The sequence below is a fragment of the Nocardioides guangzhouensis genome (assembly GCF_004519545.1).
Taxonomy (GTDB): Bacteria; Actinomycetota; Actinomycetes; order Propionibacteriales; family Nocardioidaceae; genus Nocardioides; species Nocardioides guangzhouensis.
This window is the reverse complement of record NZ_SDKM01000006.1, coordinates 1-23,247: the sequence shown is the minus strand read 5'-3', so window position 1 is coordinate 23,247 and position 23,247 is coordinate 1. Positions and strand designations below refer to the sequence as shown.

20 protein-coding genes and 1 pseudogene are annotated in these 23,247 nt (G+C 73.3%); 14 read left to right on the top strand and 7 right to left on the bottom strand.

Features of this window, described 5'->3' with window-relative positions:
* Nucleotides 1-37: 37 nt before the first annotated feature.
* Nucleotides 38-1,255: an acyl-CoA dehydrogenase family protein gene (locus EKO23_RS05380; protein ID WP_134714871.1), complete on the top strand. Its 1,218-nt coding sequence runs from the start codon at nt 38-40 to the stop codon at nt 1,253-1,255.
* A gap of 39 nt (nt 1,256-1,294) precedes the next feature.
* Here the strand turns inward: EKO23_RS05380 and EKO23_RS05375 are convergent, their stop codons facing one another.
* From EKO23_RS05375 to EKO23_RS05365, 3 genes are all read right to left on the bottom strand, one after another.
* Entirely contained in the window at nt 1,295-2,158 is an 864-nt protein-coding gene (locus EKO23_RS05375) for a DUF427 domain-containing protein (RefSeq protein ID WP_134714869.1), read from the bottom strand.
* A gap of 39 nt (nt 2,159-2,197) precedes the next feature.
* Nucleotides 2,198-3,655, bottom strand: coding sequence for an LLM class flavin-dependent oxidoreductase (locus EKO23_RS05370; protein ID WP_134714867.1), 1,458 nt, complete (start codon nt 3,653-3,655; stop codon nt 2,198-2,200).
* A 104-nt stretch (nt 3,656-3,759) separates the two neighbouring features.
* Nucleotides 3,760-4,047, bottom strand: a complete 288-nt coding sequence (locus EKO23_RS05365) for a YiaA/YiaB family inner membrane protein (RefSeq protein ID WP_134714865.1) — start codon at nt 4,045-4,047, stop codon at nt 3,760-3,762.
* Between the two features lie 112 nt (nt 4,048-4,159).
* Between EKO23_RS05365 and EKO23_RS05360 the strand changes: the two genes are divergently transcribed.
* Together EKO23_RS05360 and EKO23_RS05355 are read left to right on the top strand one after the other, a co-directional pair.
* Entirely contained in the window at nt 4,160-4,825 is a 666-nt protein-coding gene (locus tag EKO23_RS05360; RefSeq protein WP_175582661.1) for a hypothetical protein, read from the top strand.
* A gap of 5 nt (nt 4,826-4,830) precedes the next feature.
* A complete protein-coding gene (locus tag EKO23_RS05355) occupies nt 4,831-6,144 on the top strand; it encodes a DUF2252 domain-containing protein (protein WP_134714863.1) in 1,314 nt (437 codons plus the stop codon).
* Nucleotides 6,145-6,157: 13 nt separating this feature from the next.
* Here the strand turns inward: EKO23_RS05355 and EKO23_RS05350 are convergent, their stop codons facing one another.
* Nucleotides 6,158-6,964: an IclR family transcriptional regulator gene (locus EKO23_RS05350; RefSeq protein ID WP_134714861.1), complete on the bottom strand. Its 807-nt coding sequence runs from the start codon at nt 6,962-6,964 to the stop codon at nt 6,158-6,160.
* 172 nt (nt 6,965-7,136) lie between these two features.
* On the opposite strand from EKO23_RS05350, the gene EKO23_RS05345 reads away from it, so the two are divergent.
* The 5 genes and pseudogenes from EKO23_RS05345 to ptsP all read left to right on the top strand — a co-directional run bounded on the left by EKO23_RS05345 (nt 7,137) and on the right by ptsP (nt 12,040).
* Nucleotides 7,137-7,916 carry an MIP/aquaporin family protein gene (locus EKO23_RS05345; protein ID WP_134714859.1) on the top strand — a complete coding sequence of 260 codons (780 nt, stop codon included), beginning with the start codon at nt 7,137-7,139 and terminating at the stop codon, nt 7,914-7,916.
* Between the two features lie 28 nt (nt 7,917-7,944).
* Nucleotides 7,945-8,934, top strand: a complete 990-nt coding sequence (gene dhaK, locus EKO23_RS05340; protein WP_134714857.1) for a dihydroxyacetone kinase subunit DhaK — start codon at nt 7,945-7,947, stop codon at nt 8,932-8,934.
* A 20-nt stretch (nt 8,935-8,954) separates the two neighbouring features.
* Nucleotides 8,955-9,602, top strand: a complete 648-nt coding sequence (gene dhaL, locus EKO23_RS05335) for a dihydroxyacetone kinase subunit DhaL (protein WP_134714855.1) — start codon at nt 8,955-8,957, stop codon at nt 9,600-9,602.
* A pseudogene (dhaM, locus tag EKO23_RS26580) lies at nt 9,599-10,003 on the top strand (dihydroxyacetone kinase phosphoryl donor subunit DhaM); the annotation flags it as partial. The gene dhaL and the pseudogene dhaM, both read left to right, overlap by 4 nt.
* Complete coding sequence (gene ptsP, locus EKO23_RS05330) at nt 9,995-12,040, top strand: phosphoenolpyruvate--protein phosphotransferase (protein WP_342773565.1); 2,046 nt, start codon at nt 9,995-9,997, stop codon at nt 12,038-12,040. The pseudogene dhaM and the gene ptsP, both read left to right, overlap by 9 nt.
* Before the next feature lie 8 nt (nt 12,041-12,048).
* Here the strand turns inward: ptsP and galK are convergent, their stop codons facing one another.
* Nucleotides 12,049-13,215, bottom strand: a complete 1,167-nt coding sequence (gene galK, locus EKO23_RS05325; RefSeq protein ID WP_134714853.1) for a galactokinase — start codon at nt 13,213-13,215, stop codon at nt 12,049-12,051.
* A 43-nt stretch (nt 13,216-13,258) separates the two neighbouring features.
* Here galK and EKO23_RS05320 point away from each other — a divergent pair, with 43 nt between their 5' ends.
* On the top strand, nt 13,259-14,695 hold the full coding sequence (locus tag EKO23_RS05320; protein ID WP_134714851.1) for a GuaB1 family IMP dehydrogenase-related protein: 1,437 nt from the start codon (nt 13,259-13,261) through the stop codon (nt 14,693-14,695).
* A 123-nt stretch (nt 14,696-14,818) separates the two neighbouring features.
* Here EKO23_RS05320 and EKO23_RS05315 read toward each other — a convergent pair whose 3' ends face one another.
* Nucleotides 14,819-16,507, bottom strand: coding sequence for a BCCT family transporter (locus EKO23_RS05315; protein WP_134714849.1), 1,689 nt, complete (start codon nt 16,505-16,507; stop codon nt 14,819-14,821).
* A gap of 375 nt (nt 16,508-16,882) precedes the next feature.
* Here EKO23_RS05315 and EKO23_RS05310 point away from each other — a divergent pair, with 375 nt between their 5' ends.
* Nucleotides 16,883-18,076, top strand: a complete 1,194-nt coding sequence (locus EKO23_RS05310) for a CAP domain-containing protein (protein WP_134714847.1) — start codon at nt 16,883-16,885, stop codon at nt 18,074-18,076.
* 28 nt (nt 18,077-18,104) lie between these two features.
* Here EKO23_RS05310 and EKO23_RS05305 read toward each other — a convergent pair whose 3' ends face one another.
* Nucleotides 18,105-18,884: a LysR family substrate-binding domain-containing protein gene (locus EKO23_RS05305; protein ID WP_134714845.1), complete on the bottom strand. Its 780-nt coding sequence runs from the start codon at nt 18,882-18,884 to the stop codon at nt 18,105-18,107.
* A gap of 86 nt (nt 18,885-18,970) precedes the next feature.
* Here EKO23_RS05305 and EKO23_RS05300 point away from each other — a divergent pair, with 86 nt between their 5' ends.
* The 4 genes from EKO23_RS05300 to EKO23_RS05285 form a co-directional block, all read left to right on the top strand.
* Nucleotides 18,971-19,156 carry a hypothetical protein gene (locus EKO23_RS05300; protein ID WP_134714843.1) on the top strand — a complete coding sequence of 62 codons (186 nt, stop codon included), beginning with the start codon at nt 18,971-18,973 and terminating at the stop codon, nt 19,154-19,156.
* Between the two features lie 178 nt (nt 19,157-19,334).
* Nucleotides 19,335-19,523 (top strand): hypothetical protein, encoded by a 189-nt coding sequence (locus EKO23_RS05295; protein WP_134714841.1) that lies wholly within the window; start codon nt 19,335-19,337, stop codon nt 19,521-19,523.
* A gap of 71 nt (nt 19,524-19,594) precedes the next feature.
* Entirely contained in the window at nt 19,595-19,789 is a 195-nt protein-coding gene (locus EKO23_RS05290) for a response regulator (RefSeq protein WP_134714839.1), read from the top strand.
* Nucleotides 19,790-19,928: 139 nt separating this feature from the next.
* The coding region (locus EKO23_RS05285; protein ID WP_134714837.1) for a nitrate reductase subunit alpha at nt 19,929-23,247 on the top strand (3,319 nt) is incomplete at its 3' end.

Below are 23,247 nucleotides of genomic sequence, written 5' to 3'. Positions count from 1 at the left end.
CCCACTCGCTCCGCTCGCGGACAGGAGGGGACCCCGCGTGATCAACCTCGAGACCCCGAAGAAGCACCGCGGCCTGATCGACAACGCGCACCAGGTCGCGATGAACATGCTGCGCCCGATCAGCCGCAAGTACGACCGCGCCGAGCACGAGTACCCCAAGGAGCTCGACATGCTCGCCGCGATGATCGACGGGCTGAGCGACTCCGGCCAGAACAGCGGAGCCGGCGCGTCCGGCGTACGTCGCGGCGAGGAGCGCAAGGACGACGACGGCCGGGTGAAGAACGGCGCCAACCTGGCCAGCGTGCTCTCGATCGCCGAGATGTGCTGGGGCGACACCGGGCTGCTGCTCAGCCTGCCCCGTCAGGGCCTCGGCAACTCCGCGATCGCCTCGGTCGCGGACGACGAGCAGGCGCAGCGGTTCGCCGGGATGTGGGCGGCGATGGCGATCACCGAGCCGGGCACCGGCTCGGACTCCGCGAGCATCCGCACCACGGCGGTGCAGGACGGCGACGAGTACGTCATCAACGGCGAGAAGATCTACGTCACCTCCGGCGAGCGCGCCGACGCGGTCGTGGTGTGGGCGACCCTCGACCGGTCGCTGGGCCGGGCCGCGATCAAGTCGTTCGTGGTGCCCAAGGGCACGCCCGGCATGAGGGTGGAGCGGCTCGAGCAGAAGCTGGGCATCCGCGCCTCCGACACCGCCGCGATCACGTTCACCGACTGCCGGGTGCCGGCCGCCAACCTGCTCGGCACCCCGGAGATCGACACCAAGCAGGGCTTCGCCGGCGCGATGGCGACCTTCGACAACACCCGGCCGCTGGTGGCCGGGATGGCGGTCGGTTGCGCCCGGGCCTCGCTCGACCTCACCCGCGAGCTGCTGGAGCAGGCCGGCGTGGTCGTCGACTACGACCGCCCGGCCCAGACCCAGTCCGCCGCGGCTGCCCGGTTCCTCCAGATGGAGGCCGACTGGGAGGGCGCGAAGCTGCTGATGATGCAGGCCGCCTGGATGGCCGACAACCGCAAGCCGAACTCGCTGGAGGCCTCGATGGCCAAGGCGAAGGCCGGCCGGGTCGGCTCGGACATCACGCTGGGCTGCGTCGAGCTCGCCGGGTCCGTCGGGTACGGCGAGGGCGAGCTGCTGGAGAAGTGGGCCCGCGACTCCAAGATCCTCGACATCTTCGAGGGCACCCAGCAGATCCAGCAGCTGATCGTGGCCCGCCGGATCCTCGGCCTGTCCAGCTCCGAGCTGAAGTAGACCCTCACCGCTTCGTCGGGGTGCGGGCGGATGTTTCCGTCAGCCGAACTCCAGCCGCTCGGCGTCGGCGGACGCCTGCTCCGCGGGCGTCGACCACGGCGTGACCGGGCGGCGCTGCAGCTCGCCGTCGACCCGGATGTCGACGCGCTCGTTCCAGAACGCGACGTGGGCCTGCACACGCAGCGCGTCGTGCAGCGGCTCCCGGTAGGTCCACCCGATGTCGCGGCCCTCGGGCTGCCCGTCCGCGGTGGAGAAGTACGACGCGTGGCCCTTGTACGCGCAGGTGGTACGGGTCTCGGTCGGCACCAGCAGGTCGAGCGCGACGTCGTCGTGCGGGAGGTAGTAGCGCACCGGCAGGTGGGTCTCGAGCAGCAGCAGTGCGTTCGTGGAGGAGCCGAGCACGGTGCCGTCCAGCGAGACCTCGACCGGCCGGTGGCAGGCCAGCACGTCGATCCGCTTGAACGGGTCGTGCGGGTGCCCGACCAGCTCCTCGTCCTCGGCCTGCCAACGGTCGAAGGCAGCGAAGTCGACCACCACCAGCCCGGCCAGGTCCGGGTCGTCGGGCCGGAACCCGGCCCGCTCCAGCCGCCGGTCGCCGGCGGCCAGGTCGACGACCGTGCCCGGGGTGGTGTGCGGCTCGAAGCTGTCCGGCCCGAGCATCGGCGGGAACGCGGCGAGGTCCGGCGGCTCCGGCTGCGGGTCGGTGGGCTCGACGGCCAGCAGCAGGTCGTCCTCCGGGACCGCATAGACGGGGACGATCCGCCGCGGCTCCCACACCAGCACGCCCGCACGGGTGTCCAGCGCGGGGGAGTCGTCGACGTACGCCCGCAGGCGTGCCGGGACCGGCTCCCACCCGAGCTCCGGGGTCGCCTTGCCGAGGTGCCACTTCATCCGCAGGGCCATGCCCTCGATTGAACACCCGGGACCGAGGCGGGGCGAGCGTCAGCGGGTGAGGCCGGCCAGCGCCTCGACGTCGTCGGGACCGGCCAGGTCGTGCAGCGAGACGAACACGGTGGACACGCCGCGGGCGGCCAGGTCGGCGTACCGCTCCCGGTGGTCGGCGACGGTGCCGGCATGGGTACGCCGGGCGTACGCCGCCGCGGCGGTCCGTCCCCGCAGCCTCTCGACCCGGGCCCAGACGTCGTCCCGGTCACGGCCGACCACCGGCAGGTCGAGCACGGTCAGCGCCACGTCGGAGGGGTCACGCCCGACCTCACGGCAGTGCCCTCGCAGCACGGCGACCTTGTGGTCGAACGTCGCCGGGTCGAAGCGCACGTTGACCGCGTCGCCGAGCCGGGCCGCGATCCGCAGCGTCCGGCGCTCGCCCCCGCCGCCGACGATCACCGGCAGCGGCCCGACCGGCCGCGGGTAGGCGGTGGTCTCGGGCAGGGACACCCGGCGACCGTCGTACGCCCTGGTGCCGGGACCCCACAGTGCGCGCATCGTCTCGATCCCGCTCTCGAGCAGGTCGAGCCGCTCGCGGTCGGAGGGGAACGGGAGACCGAAGCCGAGGTGCTCGCGCTCCCACCAGCCGGCGCCGACGCCGACGAACGCGCGGCCGCCGGAGAGCACGTCGAGGGTCGCGGCGTGCTTGGCGACGATCCCGGCCGGCCGGAAGCTGGCCGGCGTGACCAGGGTGCCCAGCGTGAGCGAGGTGTCGAGTGCCGCGAGGTGGCCGAGCGTCACCCACGGCTCGGGGATCGGGTCCCAGGCCCGGCCGACCTGCGGGATCTGCACGAGGTGGTCCATCAGCGCCAGCCCGGCGAACCCGGCCCGGTCCGCGGCGAGCGCCACCGCGCGCAGCCAGGCGGACGGGTCCTCGCCCCACGGGAACCGCGAGACCTGGAGGACCACCTCCAGCCCCGCCGACGTACGGCGGTCGGGGGCGGTGGCCGGCGCGGCCGCAGGTGTCGTCGGGGCCGGGGGTTCGGGGCCCGTCACCTCGCGCACGACGTCCCAGCCCTCGTCCACCAGCTCGTCCGCGACCGCGCGCACCCGCGTGAGCTGCGCGGCCAGCACGGGAGCCGGCACGGGTCGGTCACGTGCGGCGTTGCGCCGGCGGCACTCGCCGTCCGGCGTCGCGAGCAGCACCGCCACGGCCGGCAGCCCGGCCGCCCGGCCGGCCGCCAGCCAGGCCCGGCGCCGTTCGGGTTCGAGCCCGAGCGTGTCCACGACCGTGGTCAGCCCGCGCCCGAGCCGGGCGGCGACGATCGTCTCGAGGAGGGCGAACGCGTCGGCGGAGGCGTCGAGGTCGTGCGGGCCGCTGCCGACCACGCCGCGCAGGGCGTCGGAGGACACCACCTCCTCGGCGCGGTAGCGGTCCCGGGCCCACGTCGACTTGCCCGAGCCCGACGCGCCGACCAGCACGACGAGGGCGGGGTCGGGCAGGCGCTCGCTCATCGGGACTCCTCGCGGGTGGACGGGTGCAGTCAAGCACGACGGCGCGTCGGCACCGACGTGCCGACGCCCGTCGTGCCCGGGTCGGTGGGGCGAGCGTGGAGCGGTCAGGAGACCGGCCGGAACGGGTCGTGCTCGGCGAGGATCTTGTCCACCCGGGCCTGGTCGAGCCGGGCGTGCACGGCCTGGTTCTCCTGGCTGTCGCGCACGCACTTCGCGAGCGTGAACGCGGAGGTCGTGAGGTAGAGGACCCCGAGGCCGAGGAAGGCCCGGATCCACGGGTCGACGGGCAGGTAGACGACCGCGAGGACCATGCTCAGCAGGGCGACGCCGAACGAGAGGCCGGCCTGCAGGAAGAAGGCGTTGGTGTTCTTCGGGTGGGTGGGAGCGTCCATGGGTCAAGGCTCCGGGAAACGGCTGGCCGGGCGATCCGCCGCCGCACTCGACCGGGCTGAGTACGCGGGCCCAGACCTCGACAGCCGCCCGGTGCGCTGGTCGGATGGCGGCATGAAGCTGTACGCCGACACCCCCGCCCGACGTACCCGCCAGATCGTCGCGGACCTCCTGGTCCTCCTCTGGGTGGCGTTCTGGATCTGGGCGGGGGTGTCCGTGAACGACACCGTCCAGGAGCTGGCCCGCCCCGCCGAGCACACCGGCGCGGCGGCGACCGGGATGGCCGGCAGCCTGCGGGACACCGCCGACTCGCTCGGCGACATCCCCCTGATCGGCGGCACGGCCGCGCAGCCGCTGGACGAGGCGGCCGGCTACTCCGACGACCTGGCCGCCGCCAGCGCCCGCGGCGTCGAGGCGGTCGACACGCTCGCCTTCCGGCTGGGCCTCGGGCTGGCGCTGATGCCGACGCTGATCGTGCTCGGGTTCTACCTGCCGCCCCGGGTCGGGTTCGTGCGCGACGCCAGTGCGGGTGCCCGGTTCGTCGACTCCGCGGACGACCTCGACCTGTTCGCGCTGCGGGCACTCGCAAACCAGCCGCTGCACGCGCTGGCCCGGATCTGCCCCGACCCGGCCGGCGCCTGGCGGGCCAGGGACCCGCACGTCGTGCAGCGACTCGCGATGCTCGAGCTCGACCGGGTCGGCCTGCACCCGCGCCGGGCGCTGGCCCCGCCCTCGGGTGGAGCGGGCCCCGGACCGCTCATGGCCCCTCGGGCAGACTGACCGCCATGCCCGCGACAGACACGCGCACCGCCCTGATCATCGACGTCCTCGACGACGCGTTCGCGCCGCTGATGAAGGCCGACCCGGTGGCGTTCCGCGGGAAGTACCGCAAGATGGCCGCCGACCCGCACGCGTTCTACCGCGGCTCGGCCTGCCTGTTCTACGCCGACCAGACGAAGGCGAAGGACCCGTTCGTCGACGAGCGGAGCAGCCGGATCTGGATCCACGGCGACCTGCACGTCGAGAACTTCGGCACCTACCTCAACTCCGACGGCCGCATGGTCTTCGACGTCAACGACTTCGACGAGGCCTACCTCGGCCGGTTCACCTGGGACCTCCAGCGCTTCGCCGCCTCGCTGGCGCTGGTGGGCTGGCAGAAGGCGCTGCCCGAGGACGACGTGCGGCGTCTCATCGGCCGCTACGTCCGCGCCTACCTCGCGCAGGTCGACCACTACCGCGGCACCGACGACGACTCCGACTTCGCGCTGCACCTCGACAACACCGAGGGGCCGGTGCACGAGGCGCTGGTCTCGGCCCGGTTGCAGCGTCGGGCCGACCTGCTCGACGGCTCGACCCGGATCGTCGACGGGGTGCGGATGTTCCGCGAGGACGCGTCGGTGCGGCAGTTGTCGAAGACCGAGCGGGGCAAGGTCGTGCGGGCGTTCGAGCGCTACCTGGAGACCATCCCCGAGCACAAGCGGGTCGACCGGGCGCTCTTCTACGACCTGCGCGACGTGGTCGCGAAGTCCGGGTTCGGGATCGGCAGCGCCGGCCTCCCGGCGTACAACCTGCTGGTCGAGGGGTTCAGCCAGGCGCTCGACAACGACGTGGTGCTGTCGATGAAGCAGGCGAACGTGCCGGCGGTCAGCCGGTTCGTCGACACCTCCGACGTGGATGCGTACTTCGACAACGAGGGCCACCGGACCGTGGTCAGCCAGCGCGCGCTCCAGGCGCACACCGACCCGATGCTCGGCCACACCACGCTCGACGGCGTGGGCTTCGTGGTGGCCGAGGTGTCGCCGTACGAGGTCGACCTGGACTGGAGCGACCTCACCGAGCCCGAGGACATCGCGCAGGTCGTCGACCTGCTCGGCCGGGCCACCGCGAAGATCCACTGCGCCTCCGACGAGGACAGCCAACAGGACCTCGTCGACTTCCAGGTCGAGGAGGCGATCGCGACCAGCCTCGACCGGCGGCGCAAGGAGTTCACCGCCTGGGTTCAGGACTTCGGGATCGACTACGCGGCGCGCGTGCGCAAGGACCACGCGCTGTTCGTCAACGCGTTCCGCGAGGGCCGGATCGGGGTCTCGGCCACGTAGCCGGGGAGCCTGCCTAGGCGGGCCGCGGCCGCTTGCGGCGGGTGCCCATGTCGGAGGCCTTCGGCGCATCGCCGTGGGGCGGCCAGGACGTGGCCCCGAGCTCGCGGGACACCGAGCGTGCGGCGGTGCGCAGCGCCGTGACCACTGCCGCGTCGAGCGGCCACTCCTCGGCCGGGGCCACCAGCCCGATCGCGCCGACCGGGCTGCCCAGCCGGTCGCAGAGCACGGCGGCGAGCTCGCACTCGCCGAGCACGGCCTCCTCGACCTCTTCCGCGAGGCCGGTCTGGCGGATCGTCTTCAGCTGCCCGCGCAGGGCCCGCACGTCGGTGACCGTGTCGCCGCTCATGCTGCGGAGCGGGCCGCCCAGCACCGTCTCGGCGGCCTCGTCGTCGAAGGCGAGCAGGGCCTTGCCCAGCGCGGACGCGTGGGCGGGGATCACGATCCCGACCTCCGGCATCTGGCGTGAACCGTCGGGACGCGGCTCGTGGTGGACCACCACCACGTCCTCGACGAGCATGACGGCGGTGCGGACAGCGAGCCCGGTCCGCCGGGCGAGGTCCTCGGCCCAGGGAGCGACCCGGGACCGCAGCTCGAGGGTGTCGAGGTAGACGTTGCCCAGCGTGAGCACGGCGGGCCCGAGCCGGTAGTGCCCGGAGTCGTGCTCCTGCACCACCATCCGGTGGGGGAGCAGCGTGCGCACGATCCCGTGCACCGTCGACGGGGGAAGGTCCAGGCGCTGGGCGATCTCGCCGAGGCTCAGCCGGTGGTCGCCGGCCAGCACCGTGAGCACGCGGAGCGCACGGTCGATCGACTGGATCATCGGCTCACCTCCGGAGCGGGGGACCGGTGTGGACCGGCCGTGAGAGGGGTCTTGCGAAGTTGTGAAACAGAAGCGTAGCCTCCGAGAACCATTCGACAATATCGAATGATATTCAAACACGGATCTGCGATCGCCGCACCTCGCGCGACGACCGTCTGTCGGAGGGAACCTCATGCACGTACCGTCCACCACCCAGAAACTGGCCTCGGAAGCCATCGGGACCGCGTTCCTCGTCTTCATCGGTGTGGGCTCGGTGCCCGCGACGCTGATCGTCAACGGGGACGCGCCGTTCACCATGGCCGACCTCGGGATGATCTCCCTGGCCTTCGGCACCATCGTCGTGGCCACCGTCTACGCGCTCGGCCACGTCAGCGGCAACCACATCAACCCCGCGGTCACGCTGGGGCTCGCCGTGACCGGCAAGTTCCCGTGGCGCGAGGTGCCGGGCTACATCGCCGCCCAGCTCGTCGGAGCCACGGCCGGAGCCGCCGCGATCATCGCGGTCCTCGGCCAGAAGGCCAGCGACGTCGGCCTCGGCGTCGCGTCGTACGCCGACTCGGTCGGGGTCGGCCAGGCGTTCGCCGCCGAGTTCGTCGGCACGTTCATCCTGGTGTTCACGATCTTCGGCGTCATCCACGCCAAGGCGCCGGCGGGCTTCGCCGGCGTGGCCATCGGCCTCGTGGTGTTCGCCGCGATCATCCCGGTCGCGCCGACGACAGGCGCGTCGATCAACCCGGCCCGCACCTTCGGTCCGATGCTCGTGCAGCAGATCGCCGGGGGCACGGTGAAGTGGGAGCAGCTGCCGGTCTACGTGCTGGCCGAGCTCGCGGCCGGTGCCGTCGCCGCCCTGGCGTACACCGCGCTCGTCCGTGGCTCCGACGAGCCCGCTGCTGAGACAGTGGAAGCACCCGCCCCTGCAGCCCCGGTCCGCGAGCCCGCCGGCCAGGCCTGAGCGCCACGATCCGAGAGAGGACGCAACCATGAAGAAGCTCATCAACGCTCCCGCCGACGTCCTGGCCGAGGCCCTGCTCGGGGTCGAGGCCGCCCACCCCGACCTGCGCGTCGACCACCAGAACCGGGTCATCTTCCGCGGCGACGCTCCCCGGGCGGGCAAGGTCGGCCTGGTCTCCGGCGGTGGCTCCGGACACGAGCCGCTGCACGGCGGCTTCGTCGGCCCGGGCATGCTCGACGCGGCCGCCTGCGGCGAGGTCTTCACCTCGCCGGTGCCGGACCAGATCCTCGCCGCCACCCGCGGCGTCGACGGCGGCGCGGGCGTGCTCCACATCGTGAAGAACTACACCGGCGACGTCATGAACTTCGAGATGGCCGCGGAGCTCGCGGACACCGAGGTCGTCGCGGTGGTGACCGACGACGACGTGGCCGTGCAGGACAGTCTCTACACCGTCGGCCGTCGCGGGGTCGGTGTGACCGTCCTGGTCGAGAAGATCGCCGGCGCCGCCGCGGAGTCCGGACGCAGCCTGTCCGAGGTCGCGGACGTCGCGCGGAAGGTGAACGCGCAGGGCCGCAGCATGGGCCTGGCGCTCACGTCGTGCACCGTGCCTGCCGCCGGCAGCCCGACGTTCGACCTGCCGGAGGACCAGATCGAGGTCGGCATCGGGATCCACGGCGAGCCGGGGCGCACCCGCGTCCCGCTGGCACCCGCGAGCGAGATGGCGCAGATGCTGGTGGACCCGATCCTCGACGACCACGAGTTCACCGGCGGGGACGGCGTCCTGGCGTTCGTCAACGGCATGGGCGGCTCACCGCTCATCGAGCTGTACCTCATGTACCACGAGGTCAACCGCCTGCTGGGCAAGGCCGGGATCACCGTCGCCCGCTCACTGGTCGGCAGCTACATCACCAGCCTGGACATGGCGGGGTGCTCGGTGACCCTGCTCAAGCTCGACGACGAGCTGCTCCGGTTGTGGGACGCTCCGGTCAGGACCTCCGCCCTGCGGTGGGGAGCGTGAACGCGACGAGGACCCGAGAGGTGAGTGCAGTGGTCGACGCCGGTGCCATCCGTTCGTGGCTGGGCCTGTTCGCGGAGGAGGTCGGCTCCCACGTCGACCTGCTCACGCAGCTGGACGCCGCCATCGGCGACGCCGACCACGGCACGAACCTCGATCGGGGCATGAAGGCGGTCTCCGGAGCGCTCGCAACGGCCGACGCCGAGCCGGGCGTGCTGCTCAAGACGACCGGGATGACCCTGGTCAGCACGGTGGGCGGGGCCAGCGGGCCGCTCTACGGCACGTTCTTCCTCCGCATGGCGGGCAGCGCGTCCGACGCGGACAGTCTGGATCCCGACGCGTTCGCGGCCGCTCTCCGGGCCGGGCTCGAGGGAGTCGTGGCCCGGGGACGGGCCCAGGCCGGCGACAAGACGATGTTCGACGCCCTGGCGCCTGCCTGCGACGCGCTCGACGAGGCGCTGGCCTCCGGGGCGACGTTCGACGACGCCCTGCGCGCCGCGTCCGTCGCGGCGGACGCGGGCCGGGACGCGACCACGCCGATGCTCGCCCGGAAGGGGCGCGCGTCGTACCTCGGCGAGCGCAGCGTCGGCCACCAGGACCCGGGCGCGACGTCCGCGGCGCTGCTCGTGGCCACCGCCGCCCGTGCCCTCTCGACCGGGGCGTCACCGTGACCGGACTGGTGGTCGTCTCGCACAGCCGGGCCCTCGCCGACGCCGCGGTCGAGCTGGCCGGGGAGATGCTGCACGGCTCCGACCTCCGCATCGCGGTGGCGGCCGGGCTCGACCCCACCACGTTCGGCACGGACGCCACGGCCATCGTCGCGGCGATCGAGGTCGCCGACGACGGGCAGGGAGTCGTGGTGCTGATGGACCTCGGCAGCGCGGTCCTGTCCGCCGAGCTGGCGCTCGACATGCTGTCGGCCGACGTACGGGAGCGGACCCTGCTGTGCCCGGCCCCGCTGGTCGAGGGCCTGGTGGTCGCGGCGGTCGCCGCGGCCGGCGGCGCGGCACCGGCGGACGTGGCGGCGGAGGCGGTCGGCTCGCTGGCCGCCAAGCAGTCCCAGGTGGCCGACCCGGCCCCGTCGTCCGGGACCGACCCGGGTGGCGGCCCGCCCCCCGACGCACTGGTGGCGGTGGTCAAGATCCTCAACCCGCACGGCCTGCACGCCCGGCCCGCGGCCCGGCTGGTCCAGGAGGCGAGGTTCTTCGACGCGCGCGTCGAGCTCCGCAACCTGGACACCGGGGCGGGGCCGGTGCCCGCGACCAGCCTGTCCCGGGTGGCGACGCTGGGCGCCCTGTGTGGTCACCGGGTGGAGCTGAGCGCGACCGGCAGCCAGGCGCGTGAGGCGGTCGACCACCTCGTGGCGCTCTCCGAGCGACGCTTCGACGAGCCCGAGCACGTCGCCGCCGACGTCGCTCCGCCCGCCCGGTCGGCCGGCGCGCTGGCCGCAGCCCCGGGCATCGCGATCGGTCCGGCCGTCCTCCTCTCGACCTCCGACGTGGTGGTCCCCGACGAGGTCGGCGACGACCCCTCGGTCGAGTGGCGGCGGGTGCGCGGGGCGATCGCAGAGGTACGCCGCGACCTGCAGCGCATCCGCGCCGTCACCGCCCGGGACAACGGCGAGGCCGAGGCCCGGATCTTCGACGCGCACCTCATGCTCCTCGACGACACCGACCTCGTGGACGACGTCCGGGCCCGGATCGACGCAGGCGCGGCCGCGCCCCGCGCCTGGGCCGACGCGACCTCCGGGGTCGAGGCCCAGTTCGCGACGGTCGAGGACGTCTACCTTCGCGAGCGCGCGGCCGACGTCCACGCCGTCGGCCAGCAGGTGGCCCGGGCCCTGACCGGTGCGCCGGCGTCCAGGATCGAGGGCGACGGTGTCCTGCTCGCCGACGACCTGCTGCCCGCGCAGGTCGCGGAGCTCGAGCCCGGCCGGATCAGGGGACTGGTGCTGGCGTCGGGCAGCCCGACCAGCCACAGCGCGATCCTGGCCCGGGCGCGCGGGATTCCCGCCGTGGTCGGTGCCGGGCCGACGGTGCTCACCGTCGCTCCGGGCAGCACGGTCGCGCTCGACGGCTCGACCGGCGAGCTGTACGTCGAGCCCACGGGCGACGTGCTCGACGCGCTGCTCGCCGCGGACGAGCAGGCCCGGGCGAAGGCCGACACGGCCCGGGCCGGTGCCCACCTGCCGGCGTCCACCGGCGACGGCGTCGACGTCCTCGTCAGCGCCAACCTCGGGTCCCTCGACGACGCCCGGGCGGCGGCCGCCAACGGTGCCGACGTGGCCGGCCTGGTGCGCACCGAGTTCCTCTACCTGGGGCGCGAGGAGGCACCGGCGGTCGACGAGCAGGTCGAGGTGTACCGGGCGATGGCCGCCGCCCTGGGCGGCCGGCGGCTCACCCTGCGCACCCTCGACGTCGGCGGCGACAAGCCGCTGCCGTTCGCCTCGCAGCCGGTGGAGGCGAACCCGTTCCTGGGCATGCGCGGAATCCGGCTGGCGCTGGCGGAGCGGGCCCTCCTGGAGCAGCAGCTGACGGCGTTCGTGACCGTGGCCCACGAGACCCCGGTGAGCGTGATGTTCCCGATGGTCAGCACGCTCGCCGAGCTCGAGGACGCCCGCCGCTGCCTGGACGACGCGATCGCCGCCGTCGGGAGGGGGCGACCGGAAGGGTTGCAGGTCGGGATCATGGTGGAGGTGCCGGCGGCAGCGCTGAAGGCGGCCGCGTTCGCGCCGTACGTCGACTTCTTCAGCATCGGCACCAACGACCTCACGCAGTACACCCTCGCCGCCGAGCGGGGGAACGCATCCGTGGCGGCGCTCGGCGACCCGCTCGACCCGGCGGTGCTCCAGCTGGTCGGCGCCGTGTGCCGGGCGGCCGGTGACGACACGCTGGTCGCGGTCTGCGGTGAGCTCGCCGCCGACGAGCGGGCGGCCGCCCTGCTGGTCGCCCTGGGCGTGCGCGAGCTGAGCGTGGCCCCGCCGTCGGTGGCGGCGGTCAAGCAGGCGGTGCGGGAGACGGCGCGAGCGACCGATGCCGACCTGGTGGGCCGATGCCTGACTGCGGCCGGACCGGACGACGTACGCCAGGTCCTCGGCGAGGCGCGGTAGTCGCCGACTCAGACGACCGCGGCGGCGGGGCCGGGGACGGCGAGGAGGTACGCCGGGGCTCCCCAGCCGGCCTGGACGAACGCCGCGTCGACGGCGCGCTGCACGGCGGCGACCCGCTCCTCGGGGACCAGCACGACGGCGGAGCCGCCGAAGCCGCCGCCGGTCATGCGGGCGCCGAGGGCGCCGGCCTCGACGGCGGTGGAGACGGCGGTGTCGAGCTCGGCGCAGCTGATCTCGAAGTCGTCGCGCATCGAGAGGTGGGAGGCGGCGAAGAGCACCCCGACCGCCGGCCAGTCGCCGGCAGTGCAGGCGTCGACCACGTCGCGGACGCGCCGGTTCTCGGTGAGCACGTGACGGGCACGGCGGGCGAGGACCGGGTCGGCGAGCCCCTCCCAGCCCGTGGCCCGCGACAGCACCGGCACGCCGAGCAGGGCGGCCGCGCGGTCGCACTCGGCCCGCCGGTCGCCGTACGAGCCGTCGGTGAGGGCGTGCGACACCCGGGTGTCGACGACCAGCAGCGCCAGCCCGGAGCCGGCGAGGTGCAGCGGGACCTGCGCCTGGCTGCCGGCGTCGAAGTCCAGCAGCAGCGCGGAGTCGGGCGCACCGAAGAGGGCGACCGCTTGGTCCATCCCGCCGGTCGGCGCCCCGGCCATCTCCGACTCGGCGCGGATGCAGGCGGCGAGCAGCACGTGCCGCAGGTCGTCGGTGAGGTCGCGGCCCGCCAGCGCGGCGACGGCGACCGCGACCGCGCACTCGACCGCGGCCGAGCTGGACAGGCCGGCGCCGACCGGGACCGTGGAGTCGATGTGCACGTCGAGACCCGGGACCGTGACGCCCTCGTCGGCGAGCGCCCACACCACGCCCGCGGCGTACGTCGCCCAGCCGTCGACCTTGCCGGCTGCCAGGTCGGCGACCCGGCCCTCCCAGGGCGTGTCGAACGCGGCCGCCGAGATCCGAAGCACCTCGTCGTCGCGGGACGCCGCGGCGGCGTACGTCGCGTGGGGAAGCGCGAGCGGCAGGCACAGGCCGCCGTTGTAGTCGGTGTGCTCGCCGATCAGGTTCACCCGCCCCGGCGCCCGCCCGACCACGGTCGGCGGTCGCCCGAGCCGCTGCTCGAACGCGTGCGCCACCCGTGCGCGCAGGTCGCTGGTGCTGCCGGGGTCGACGAGGGCCATGGCCGCCACCCTAGGGCCGCCACGACAGCGATAGATTCTCGACGTGCGCTTCCTCGACGATGCGACCCCGTCGCACGACCTGACCTACGACGACGTCTTCATGGTGCCGCGGCACTCGGCCGTGGGCAGCCGGTACGACGTCGACCTCGCCACGAGCGACGGCACCGGCGCCACCCTGCCGATCGTGGTGGCCAACATGACCGCGATCGCGGGCAAGCGGATGGCCGAGACCGTGGCCCGCCGCGGCGGGATCACCGTGATCCCGCAGGACATCCCGATCCCGGTGGTGACCGAGGTGGTGCGCTTCGTGAAGTCGCGCGACCTCGTCTACGACACCCCGATCGAGCTCACGCCGCACCAGACCGTCGCCGAGGCGCTGGCGCTGATCCCGAAGCGGTCGCACGGCGCGGCGGTCGTGGTGAAGGACGGCGTGCCGGTCGGTGTGGTGAGCGCCGCCGACTGCGCCGAGGTGGACCGCTTCGCCCAGGTTGGCGACGTGATGAACACCGCGCTCGTGACGCTGCCCGCCGACACCGACCCGCGCAAGGCGTTCGACGCGCTCGACGCCGCCCGGGTGCCGCTGGCCACCGCCGTCGACGTGGACGGCCGACTGGTCGGCGTGCTCACCCGGACCGGCGCGCTGCGTGCCACGCTCTACAAGCCGGCGGTGGACCCGTCCGGCGGACTGCGGATCGCGGCCGCCGTCGGTGTGAACGGCGACGTCGCCGCGAAGGCGACCGAGCTGCTCGAGGCGGGCGTGGACTGCCTGGTCGTCGACACCGCGCACGGCCACCAGGACCGGATGCTCGAGGCGCTGCGCGCGGTCCGCTCGGTCGGGCCGTCCGTCCCGGTCGCGGCCGGCAACGTGGTCTCCGCGGAGGGGACGAACGCGCTCATCGACGCCGGCGCCGACATCGTGAAGGTCGGCGTCGGGCCCGGCGCGATGTGCACCACCCGGATGATGACCGGCGTCGGCCGGCCGCAGTTCTCCGCGGTGCTGGAGTGCGCGACCGCCGCCCGTGCCCGGGGCAAGCACGTCTGGGCGGACGGGGGAGTGCGGCACCCGCGCGACGTGGCGCTGGCGCTGGCCGCGGGCGCCTCGTCGGTGATGATCGGCTCCTGGTTCGCCGGCACCCACGAGTCGCCGGGCGACCTGCTCGTCGACTCCGACGGCCGCGAGTTCAAGGTCTCCTTCGGCATGGCCTCGGCGCGCGCCGTCGCGAACCGGACCTCGTCGGAGTCGGCGTACGACCGGGCGAGGAAGGGGCTCTACGAGGAGGGCATCTCGTCCTCGCGGATGTACCTCGACCCGCAGCGTCCTGGCGTCGAGGACCTCATCGACCAGATCTGCTCGGGCGTCCGCTCGGCCTGCACGTACGCCGGCGCCACCGGACTGGAGGAGCTGCACGAGCGTGCGGTGGTCGGCGTCCAGTCGACCGCCGGCTTCCACGAGGGCCGCCCGCTCTCCACCTCCTGGTGACCCGCGCCCTCCTCGACCAGCGGCCACGCCGACGTGCCCGGAATTGCGCCGCGAGGTGCCCCTTCTTGCGGAGTCGTGCGCAAGAAGGGGCACCTCGGGCGTCAAGACCGGGCGCCTCGTCGGTCAGGCGTCGGCGTTGGGGTCCTTCTCGACGGGGATGACGAAGTCGTCGCCGTGCTCGGTGACACCGGCAACGACCGCCGCATCCACCGCGTCGAGGGCGTACTGGCGCCGGACCACCATCGGGTCGGAGGACAGGTCCTTCACCAGCGCGACCGCGAGGCCGACCATCACCACCACGAACGGCAGGGCCGCCACGATCGTGATCGTCTGGAGGCCGCTCAGGGCGTCCTCGCCGCCGACGAGCAGCATCACCGCCGCGACCGCACCGGTGGCGACGCCCCAGAAGATGACCGTCGCCTTGGACGGCTCGAGCGCGCCGCGCTCGGACAGCGACCCCATCACGATCGACGCGGCGTCCGCGCCCGACACGAAGAAGATCGCGACCAGGACCATCACCAGGACCGAGGCGGCCGTGGCCGCCGGGTAGGCCGCGAGCGTGTCGAAGAGCTGCGACTCGGGCGTCGCCGCACCGGCGATGTCGGTGCCGGTCTTCTGCAGGTGGATGGCCGCGCCGCCGAAGATGCAGAACCACACCAGGCTGACCAGGCTCGGCACGAGCAGCACGCCGGTGACGAACTGGCGGATGGTGCGCCCGCGCGAGATGCGGGCGATGAACATGCCGACGAACGGCGTCCACGACAGCCACCAGGCCCAGTAGAAGACCGTCCAGCCGGCGAGCCAGTCGCGGGTCTCGGTGCCTTCGGCGCTGGTGCGCGCGGACATCATCGGCAGGTCGCCGACGTAGGTGCCGATCGAGGTCGGGACCAGGTTGAGCATGAACACCGTCGGGCCGACGATGAACACGAACAGCGCCAGCACGACCGCGAGCACCATGTTGATGTTCGACAGCCACTGGATGCCCTTCGCGACGCCGGACACCGCCGACAGCACGAAGGCGACGGTCAGCACCGCGATGATCGCGATCAGGACCGAGTTCCCGACCTCGCCGATGCCGGCGACGATCTGCAGGCCGCTCTGGATCTGGAGCGCACCCAGGCCCAGCGAGGCGGCGGACCCGAACAGCGTCGCGAAGATCGCGAGCATGTCGATGACCTTGCCCCACGGGCCGTTCGCCCGATCGCCGAGCAGCGGCTCGAAGGCCGAGCTGATCAGCTGCAGGCGGCCCTTGCGGTAGACGCCGTACGCGATGGCCAGGCCGACCACGGCGTAGATCGCCCACGGGTGCAGGGTCCAGTGGAAGAGGGTGGTGGCCATCGCGGTCTGCGCGGCCTCCGGGTTGCCCGCCTCGCCGGTGCCCGGCGGGGGAGTCGCGAAGTGCGAGATCGGCTCGGAGACGCCGTAGAACATCAGGCCGATGCCCATCCCGGCGGAGAACATCATCGCGACCCACGAGACGGTCCGGAACTCCGGCTCCTCGTCGTCACGGCCGAGCGGGATGTTGCCGAACTTGCCGAGCGCCAGCCAGATGACGAACACGACGAACGCGCTCGCGGTGGTCACGAACAGCCAGCCGGCGTTGGTCATCGTCAACGTCAGGCTGTCGGAGGAGACCGACGCCAGCGAGGAGGTGCTCACGAAGCCCCAGACGAGGAACCCGATCGCGATCAGCGCGGTGACGCCGAAGACTAGCTTGTCGACGCCGGACTTCTCGGGCTCCGCGACCTCGACGGGCACGTCGAGAGCGGGGTGAGGGATCACGTCCGGAGGTGGCGTCCGCCTGCCGGCCACGGGGTTCTTCTTCGCAGCGTGCTCGGCGGACTCGGGCTTCGTTGTCGACGTCTCGGTCGTCGTCGGTGGGTTCACTACGTACGGCGCCGACGGGCGCCTTCCTCCTGTCGGAAGGGGACACAGGGCGTCTTCGACCGTGTCAAGGTTCGGTTGAAGAGTGCAACTTCTGACGACGTGACCTCGCCCACGAGGTCCGGACGAGCCGGTCCAGACCGGGACGGCCGGACGGGAGGCGCTCCGCGTGTCGCCGCTGACCGTCGTACCCCGATTCCTACGCTCCGACACGGGGGATGACCGACGGCTTCATCCCGTGGGGAGTCCTTGGATGAGAACACGCGTCGTCCTGGTCGTGCTGCTGCTCGGCGTCGTGGGCTGGTGGCGGTCTGGCACGACGGGGGCGGGGACGACCCGGGCGCGTCACTGCAGCGCTCGGGTGGCTACGACCCGCACGACCGCCGCCAGGTGATCGACACCTTCTACGACGTCTGGCTGCGCAACCAGCAGGTGCCGCTCGGCTGGACCGGGTCCCGCGACGGCTGCCGCGCCGGCAGCGTCTCCGCGCGGACCCGGGCCGCGACCCTCTCCCAGGTCAACTACTTCCGGATGCTCGCCGGGCTGCGCCGGGTCCGCTTCGACGACGCGACCGGCGGCCTGGCCCAGCGGACCGCGCTGATCATGGACGCCAACAGGGCGCTGAGCCACCACCCGCCGCTGGGATGGCGGTGCCGGACGAAGGCGGCCGCCTGGCTGGCGTCCCGGTCCAACCTCGCCCTCGGCACGGCCGGCCGGGCGCGCGGTGCGCAGGCGGTGACCCGGTACGTCGAGGACGCCGGCGCGGGCAACCGGCCGGTGGGGCACCGCCGCTGGCTGTTCAGCCCGCACACCGCGGTCATGGCCAGTGGCAGCACCGAGCGCGCGAACGCCCTCGTGGTCGTCGGCATGCCGCAGCACCGCGACGCCGTGCCCCGCTACGTCCCCTGGCCGAGCGCCGGCTACTTCCCGGCCCCGCTCGAGCCGCGCGGGCGCTGGTCGCTCAGCGCGTCGCGGCCGGGCACGGACTTCCGCCGGGCCCGGGTCGAGGTCCGGGGGCCGGACGGGGTTCGCCTGGCGGTCGACCGGTACGCCGTGCGCAACGGCATGGGCCCGAACACGCTGGTGTGGAGGGTGCGCGGCCTGGTCCGGCCGACGCTGGCCACCGACGCGGGCTACCGCGTGCGGGTCGCCGGGATCCGTCGGAACGGGCGGGTGCTCGCCCCGGTCGCGTGGACGGTGACGCTGGTCCGCCCCGACCGGGCGCTGCAGCCGGTCCAGGCGCCCGAGGTGATCGGCACGTACGTCGCGGGGGAGACCGTGTTCGCCACGGCCGGCACCTGGTCGCGCACCCCGGACCGGGTGACCTACCAGTGGCTGCGGGACGGCGAGCCGATCCCGGGACAGGTGTACCGGTTCTACCGGCTGGGTCTCGGCGACGAGGGGCACCGGATCGGCGTCCGGGTCCGGGCGGTCGCCGGCTACTTCGTGCCGGCCGCCGCCGAGGTCGCGGGATCCCCGGTTGCCGGCCGGGGCTAGCCAGCCCCGGTGGCCGGTCGGGGGCGACCTAGCCCCGGCGTCGCCCGCCCGAGCCACGCCGGTTCGACCTGCCGCCGCGGCCCGCCTGGTTGCGGCCCTGGCCGCGGGCCGTCCGCCCGCTGCCCTGGCTCGCGCCCTGTCTGCCACCCGAGCCGGGTGGCGTACCGCCACCGACGGCCGCGCCCTTCTTCGTGCCGGCCTGCTGCTCGCCGCGGGAGCTGCGGACGGTGCGGCCGCGGACGACGCCCACGAACGCGTCGAGGTCCGGGTCGTCGGAGCTGGTCGGCCAGGCCAGCCCCACGCGAGTCGGTGGCACGTCGGACACCGGGCGGAAGGTGAGGTCCTTGCGGTGCAGCAGCCGGGCCACCGACATCGGAACGACCGCGATCCCGGTCCCGGAGGCCACCACCTCGAGCGCCTGCTTGGTGGTCATCGGCGGGAACGGCAGCGGCTCGGCCGTGGCCACCGCGTCCCAGCCCTCCGCCCAGCCCTCGGCCGCGCCGGCCACCAGCTGCTCGTCGGCGAGGTCGGCGAGCGTCACCTCGTCGTACGCCGCGACCGGGTGCTCGACGGGCACCACCACGACCGCGAGCTCCTCGTAGAGCGGGATCAGGTGCAGACCCTCGCGGTCCACCGGCAGCCGCACGAACGCCATGTCGGCGGCGCCGTCGCGGAGCGGGGCCAGCTGGTCCGGCTGCTCGACCAGGGAGAGCTCGAGCGGGGTGCCGGGCTCCCGCTCGCGCCAGGTGCGGGCCCACTTGTCGGGGGTGACGCCGGCGACGAACGAGATCCTCAGGATTTCCGGCACCGGCACAGGCTACGGGTCTTGACCGCGGCGCCGCCGGGCGATTCACTCGGAGTGAGGGTCTAGACAGGCCGACAAGGAGCACCCCCGTGACCATCTACACGTGCCATGACTGCCTCGGGCCGGTCCCGGCAGGTGAGGCGCTGCTGCGCTCCATCTCCTTCCACCAGGTCGCCTACTGCCGCGACTGCTGGGAGCAGGAGCACCACGGTGTCGTCCCGGCTCCGCGGCGCAGCCCGGAGGACGCCTGGCGGCCGGTCTCGGTCGAGGCCTGACCGACGCCGCGCCCGACGGCCCGGGCGGGGACGCCTGTTCTGAGGGCAGGACGTGACCCCAGTGGATAGCGCGGAACCCCAGTTTTTCCACGCCACGCCCGCGCCTCCTTGACCCGGCCCCCCGGGGTCCCGACACTTGGCGCAGGGGAACGCTTGACCAGCGGGAGGGGCCACCATCATGAGCTACATCTGTCGAGACTGTCTGGAGACCGTGGGCAACGGTGACGCGATCCTGCGCTCCGTGTCGTTCCAGGTCGTCGCGTACTGCCGCGACTGCTGGCAGGAGTTCCACAGCGACGACGTCGTGCCGGCCCCGCGCCGCTCGTACGACGACGTCCGGGAGACCGCCGAGACCACCCAGAACTGAGACCACCCCGAACTGACGGGCCCCGGCCGCCCCGCCGGCCGGTTCGAGGTCGCGGCACCTCGCCGGGCCCGATGGTCTGGACCTGTGCCCGCGACGGGCACCGGGAGTACGCCACCGCGCCGATCATCATGCTCACCGCGCGGTCGCTGGGGAAGGACCTCGAACAGGCCTTCGCCGCGGGCGCCGGTGGCTACATCACCAAGCCGTTCCGCACCCGTGAGCTCGCGATGCGGGTCAGGGCGGCGCCCCGGTCCGCCGGCCACTGACCTCCCCTCGCGCACCGGGTGCGCGACTCGCCGGGGACCAAGGTCCCTTGCCGCCCCGATGTGATCCACGCCACGATCAGGGGACCGAGGACGTCGACTCGGGCGACGGAGGAGGGCTCATGGACGTGGACCGGGACCGATGACGGAGGCTCGGGACAGAGGAGCGCGGACCGACGGCCCGGCGGCCGACGCCCTGCTCGGCCTGGGGCGCTTCTTCACGCGCTGGGACGAGACGGACGACGGGCGCGCCGTGTTCCGCGAGGGCGGCCGGCAGGGCGACGTGTTCTACCGCGACCGCTGGAGCCACGACAAGGTCGTCCGCTCCACCCACGGCGTGAACTGCACGGGCTCCTGCTCGTGGAAGGTCTACGTCAAGGACGGGATCATCACCTGGGAGACCCAGGAGACCGACTATCCCTCGGTCGGGCCGGACCGGCCGGAGTACGAGCCCCGCGGCTGCCCCCGCGGGGCCGCGTTCTCCTGGTACACCTACTCGCCGACGCGGGTCCGCTACCCCTACGTGCGCGGCGTCCTGCTCGAGATGTTCCGCGATGCCCGGGCCCGGCTCGGCGACCCGGTGCTGGCGTGGGCCGAGATCACCGGCGACCCGGAGCGGCGGCGCCGCTACCAGCAGGCCCGCGGCAAGGGCGGGCTGGTGCGCGCGTCCTGGGACGAGGCGGTCGAGATGGTCGCCGCCGCGCACGTGCACACGATCAAGACCTACGGCCCGGACCGGTGTGCCGGCTTCTCGCCGATCCCGGCGATGTCGATGGTGTCGCACTGCGTCGGCACCCGCTTCATCCAGCTCATCGGCGGGGTGATGACCTCGTTCTACGACTGGTACGCCGACCTCCCGGTGGCCAGCCCGCAGGTGTTCGGCGACCAGACCGACGTCCCCGAGTCCGGTGACTGGTGGGACGCGACGTACCTCATGATGTGGGGCTCCAACGTCCCCGTCACCCGCACGCCGGACGCGCACTGGATGGCCGAGGTCCGCTACCGCGGCACCAAGGTGGTCACGGTCAGCCCCGACTACGCCGACAACACCAAGTTCGCCGACGAGTGGATGCCCGCGCAGGCCGGCACCGACGCCGCGCTGGCGATGGCGATGGGGCACGTCGTGCTCAAGGAGTTCTTCGTCGACCGGCGCACGCCGTTCTTCGTCGACTACGTCCGCACCTACAGCGACCTGCCGTTCCTGGTGCACCTCGACGAGCACCCCGACGGCGGCCTGGTCCCCGGCAAGTTCCTCACCGCGACCGACCTCGGCGGCACCGCGTCCGAGGACGCCTGGAAGACCGTGCTCCTCGACGGGGCCAGCGGCGAGCCGGTGGTCCCCAACGGCTCGATGGGCTTCCGGTACGCCGACTCCGGCATCGGCCGCTGGAACCTCGACCTCGAGGGCGTCTCGCCGGCGCTGACGATGGCCGGCGAGGGCAGCGCGCCGGTCGAGGTGCTGCTGCCGGCGTTCGACGACCCCGACGGCAGCGGCTCGGTGCTGCGCCGCGGCGTGCCGACCCGGCGCGTCGGCGGGCACCTGGTCACCACGGTCTACGACCTGATGCTCGCGCAGTACGGCGTGGCCCGCGACGGCCTGCCCGGCGAGTGGCCGACCGGCTACGACGACGCGGGGACGCCGTACACCCCGGCCTGGCAGGCGGAGGTCACCGGCGTCCCGGCCGACCAGTGCATCCGGGTGGCGCGCGAGTTCGCGACGAACGCCGAGGAGTCCGAGGGCCGGTCGATGATCATCATGGGCGCCGGGATCTGCCAGTGGTTCCACGGCGACGCGACGTACCGCTCGATCCTGTCGCTGCTCGTGCTGACCGGCTGCATGGGCCGCAACGGCGGTGGCTGGGCGCACTACGTCGGGCAGGAGAAGTGCCGCCCGATCACCGGCTGGATCTCGCTGGCGAACGCGCTGGACTGGACCCGGCCGCCGCGGACCATGATCGGCACGGCGTACTGGTACATGCACACCGGGCAGTGGCGCACCGACGGCTACTCCGCCGACTCGCTGTCCTCGCCGCTGGCGCGCGGTCACCTTGCCGGCAAGCACACCGCCGACACCATCGCGCAGTCCGCGCGGCTCGGCTGGATGCCGTTCTACCCGCAGTTCGGCACCAACCCGCTCCAGGTCGCCGAGGACGCCCAGGCCGCGGTGGACGAGGGACGGGCCCCCGACCCCGCGTCGTACGTCGCGCAGGCGCTGCACGAGGGCACCCTGACGCCGGCGATCGAGGACGTGGACGCGCCGGAGAACTGGCCCCGGACCCTGGTGCTGTGGCGCTCGAACCTGATGGGCTCCTCGGCGAAGGGCAACGAGTACTTCCTCAAGCACCTGCTCGGCACCCACTCCAACGTGCTGGGCAGCGAGAACCCCGAGGCACCGCGACCGAGCGACGTCCGGTGGTACGACGAGGCGCCGGAGGGGAAGCTCGACCTCCTGGTCTCGGCCGACTTCCGGATGACCTCGACCACGCTGCTCTCGGACGTCGTGTTCCCGGCCGCCACCTGGTACGAGAAGCACGACCTCTCCTCGACCGACATGCACCCGTTCGTGCACGCGTTCTCCCCGGCGATCGACCCGCCGTGGGAGGCGAAGACCGACTTCGAGACCTTCCACCTGCTGGCCCGGCGGCTCTCGGCGATGGCGACGACCCACCTCGGGGTGCGCAAGGACCTGGTCAGCGTGCCGCTCCAGCACGACACCCCGGGCGAGACCGCGCAGCCGGGCGGCCGGGTCGACGACTGGCGGGGGAGCGGCGCCCCGGGCACCCCCGGCCGGAACATGCCGGTGTTCACGGTCGTCGAGCGCGACTACACCGCGATCGCCGACAAGCTCGCCGCGGTGGGGCCGCTCGCGGACTCGCTGGGATTCACGGTCAAGAACGTGACCTACCGGCTGGAGGAGCAGACCCGGCGGCTGGCGCGCGAGAACGGCGTGATGCTGGGCGGGGCGGCGGACGGCCGGCCGGCGATCGACACCGACGCCAAGATGGCGCAGGCGATCCTCACCTTCTCCGGCACCACCAACGGCGAGCTGGCCGTGCAGGGCTTCAAGACCCTCGAGCAGCGGGTCGGCATGGAGCTCGCGGACCTGGCCGAGGGGTCGGAGGAGAAGCGGATCACCTTCGCCGACACCCAGGTCGCCCCGGTCCCGGTGATCACCTCGCCGGAGTGGTCGGGCTCGGAGACCGGTGGCCGGCGCTACGCGCCGTTCACGGTCAACATCGAGCGGCTCAAGCCGTTCCACACGCTGACCGGCCGGATGCACTTCTACCTCGACCACGACTGGATGCAGGACGTCGGCGAGTCGCTGCCGACGTACCGGCCGCCTCTGGACATGCACCGCCTGTTCGGGGAGCCCAGGATCGGGCCGGACGGCGCGGCGCAGGTCACCGTGCGCTACCTGACCCCGCACTCGAAGTGGTCGATCCACTCGGAGTACCAGGACA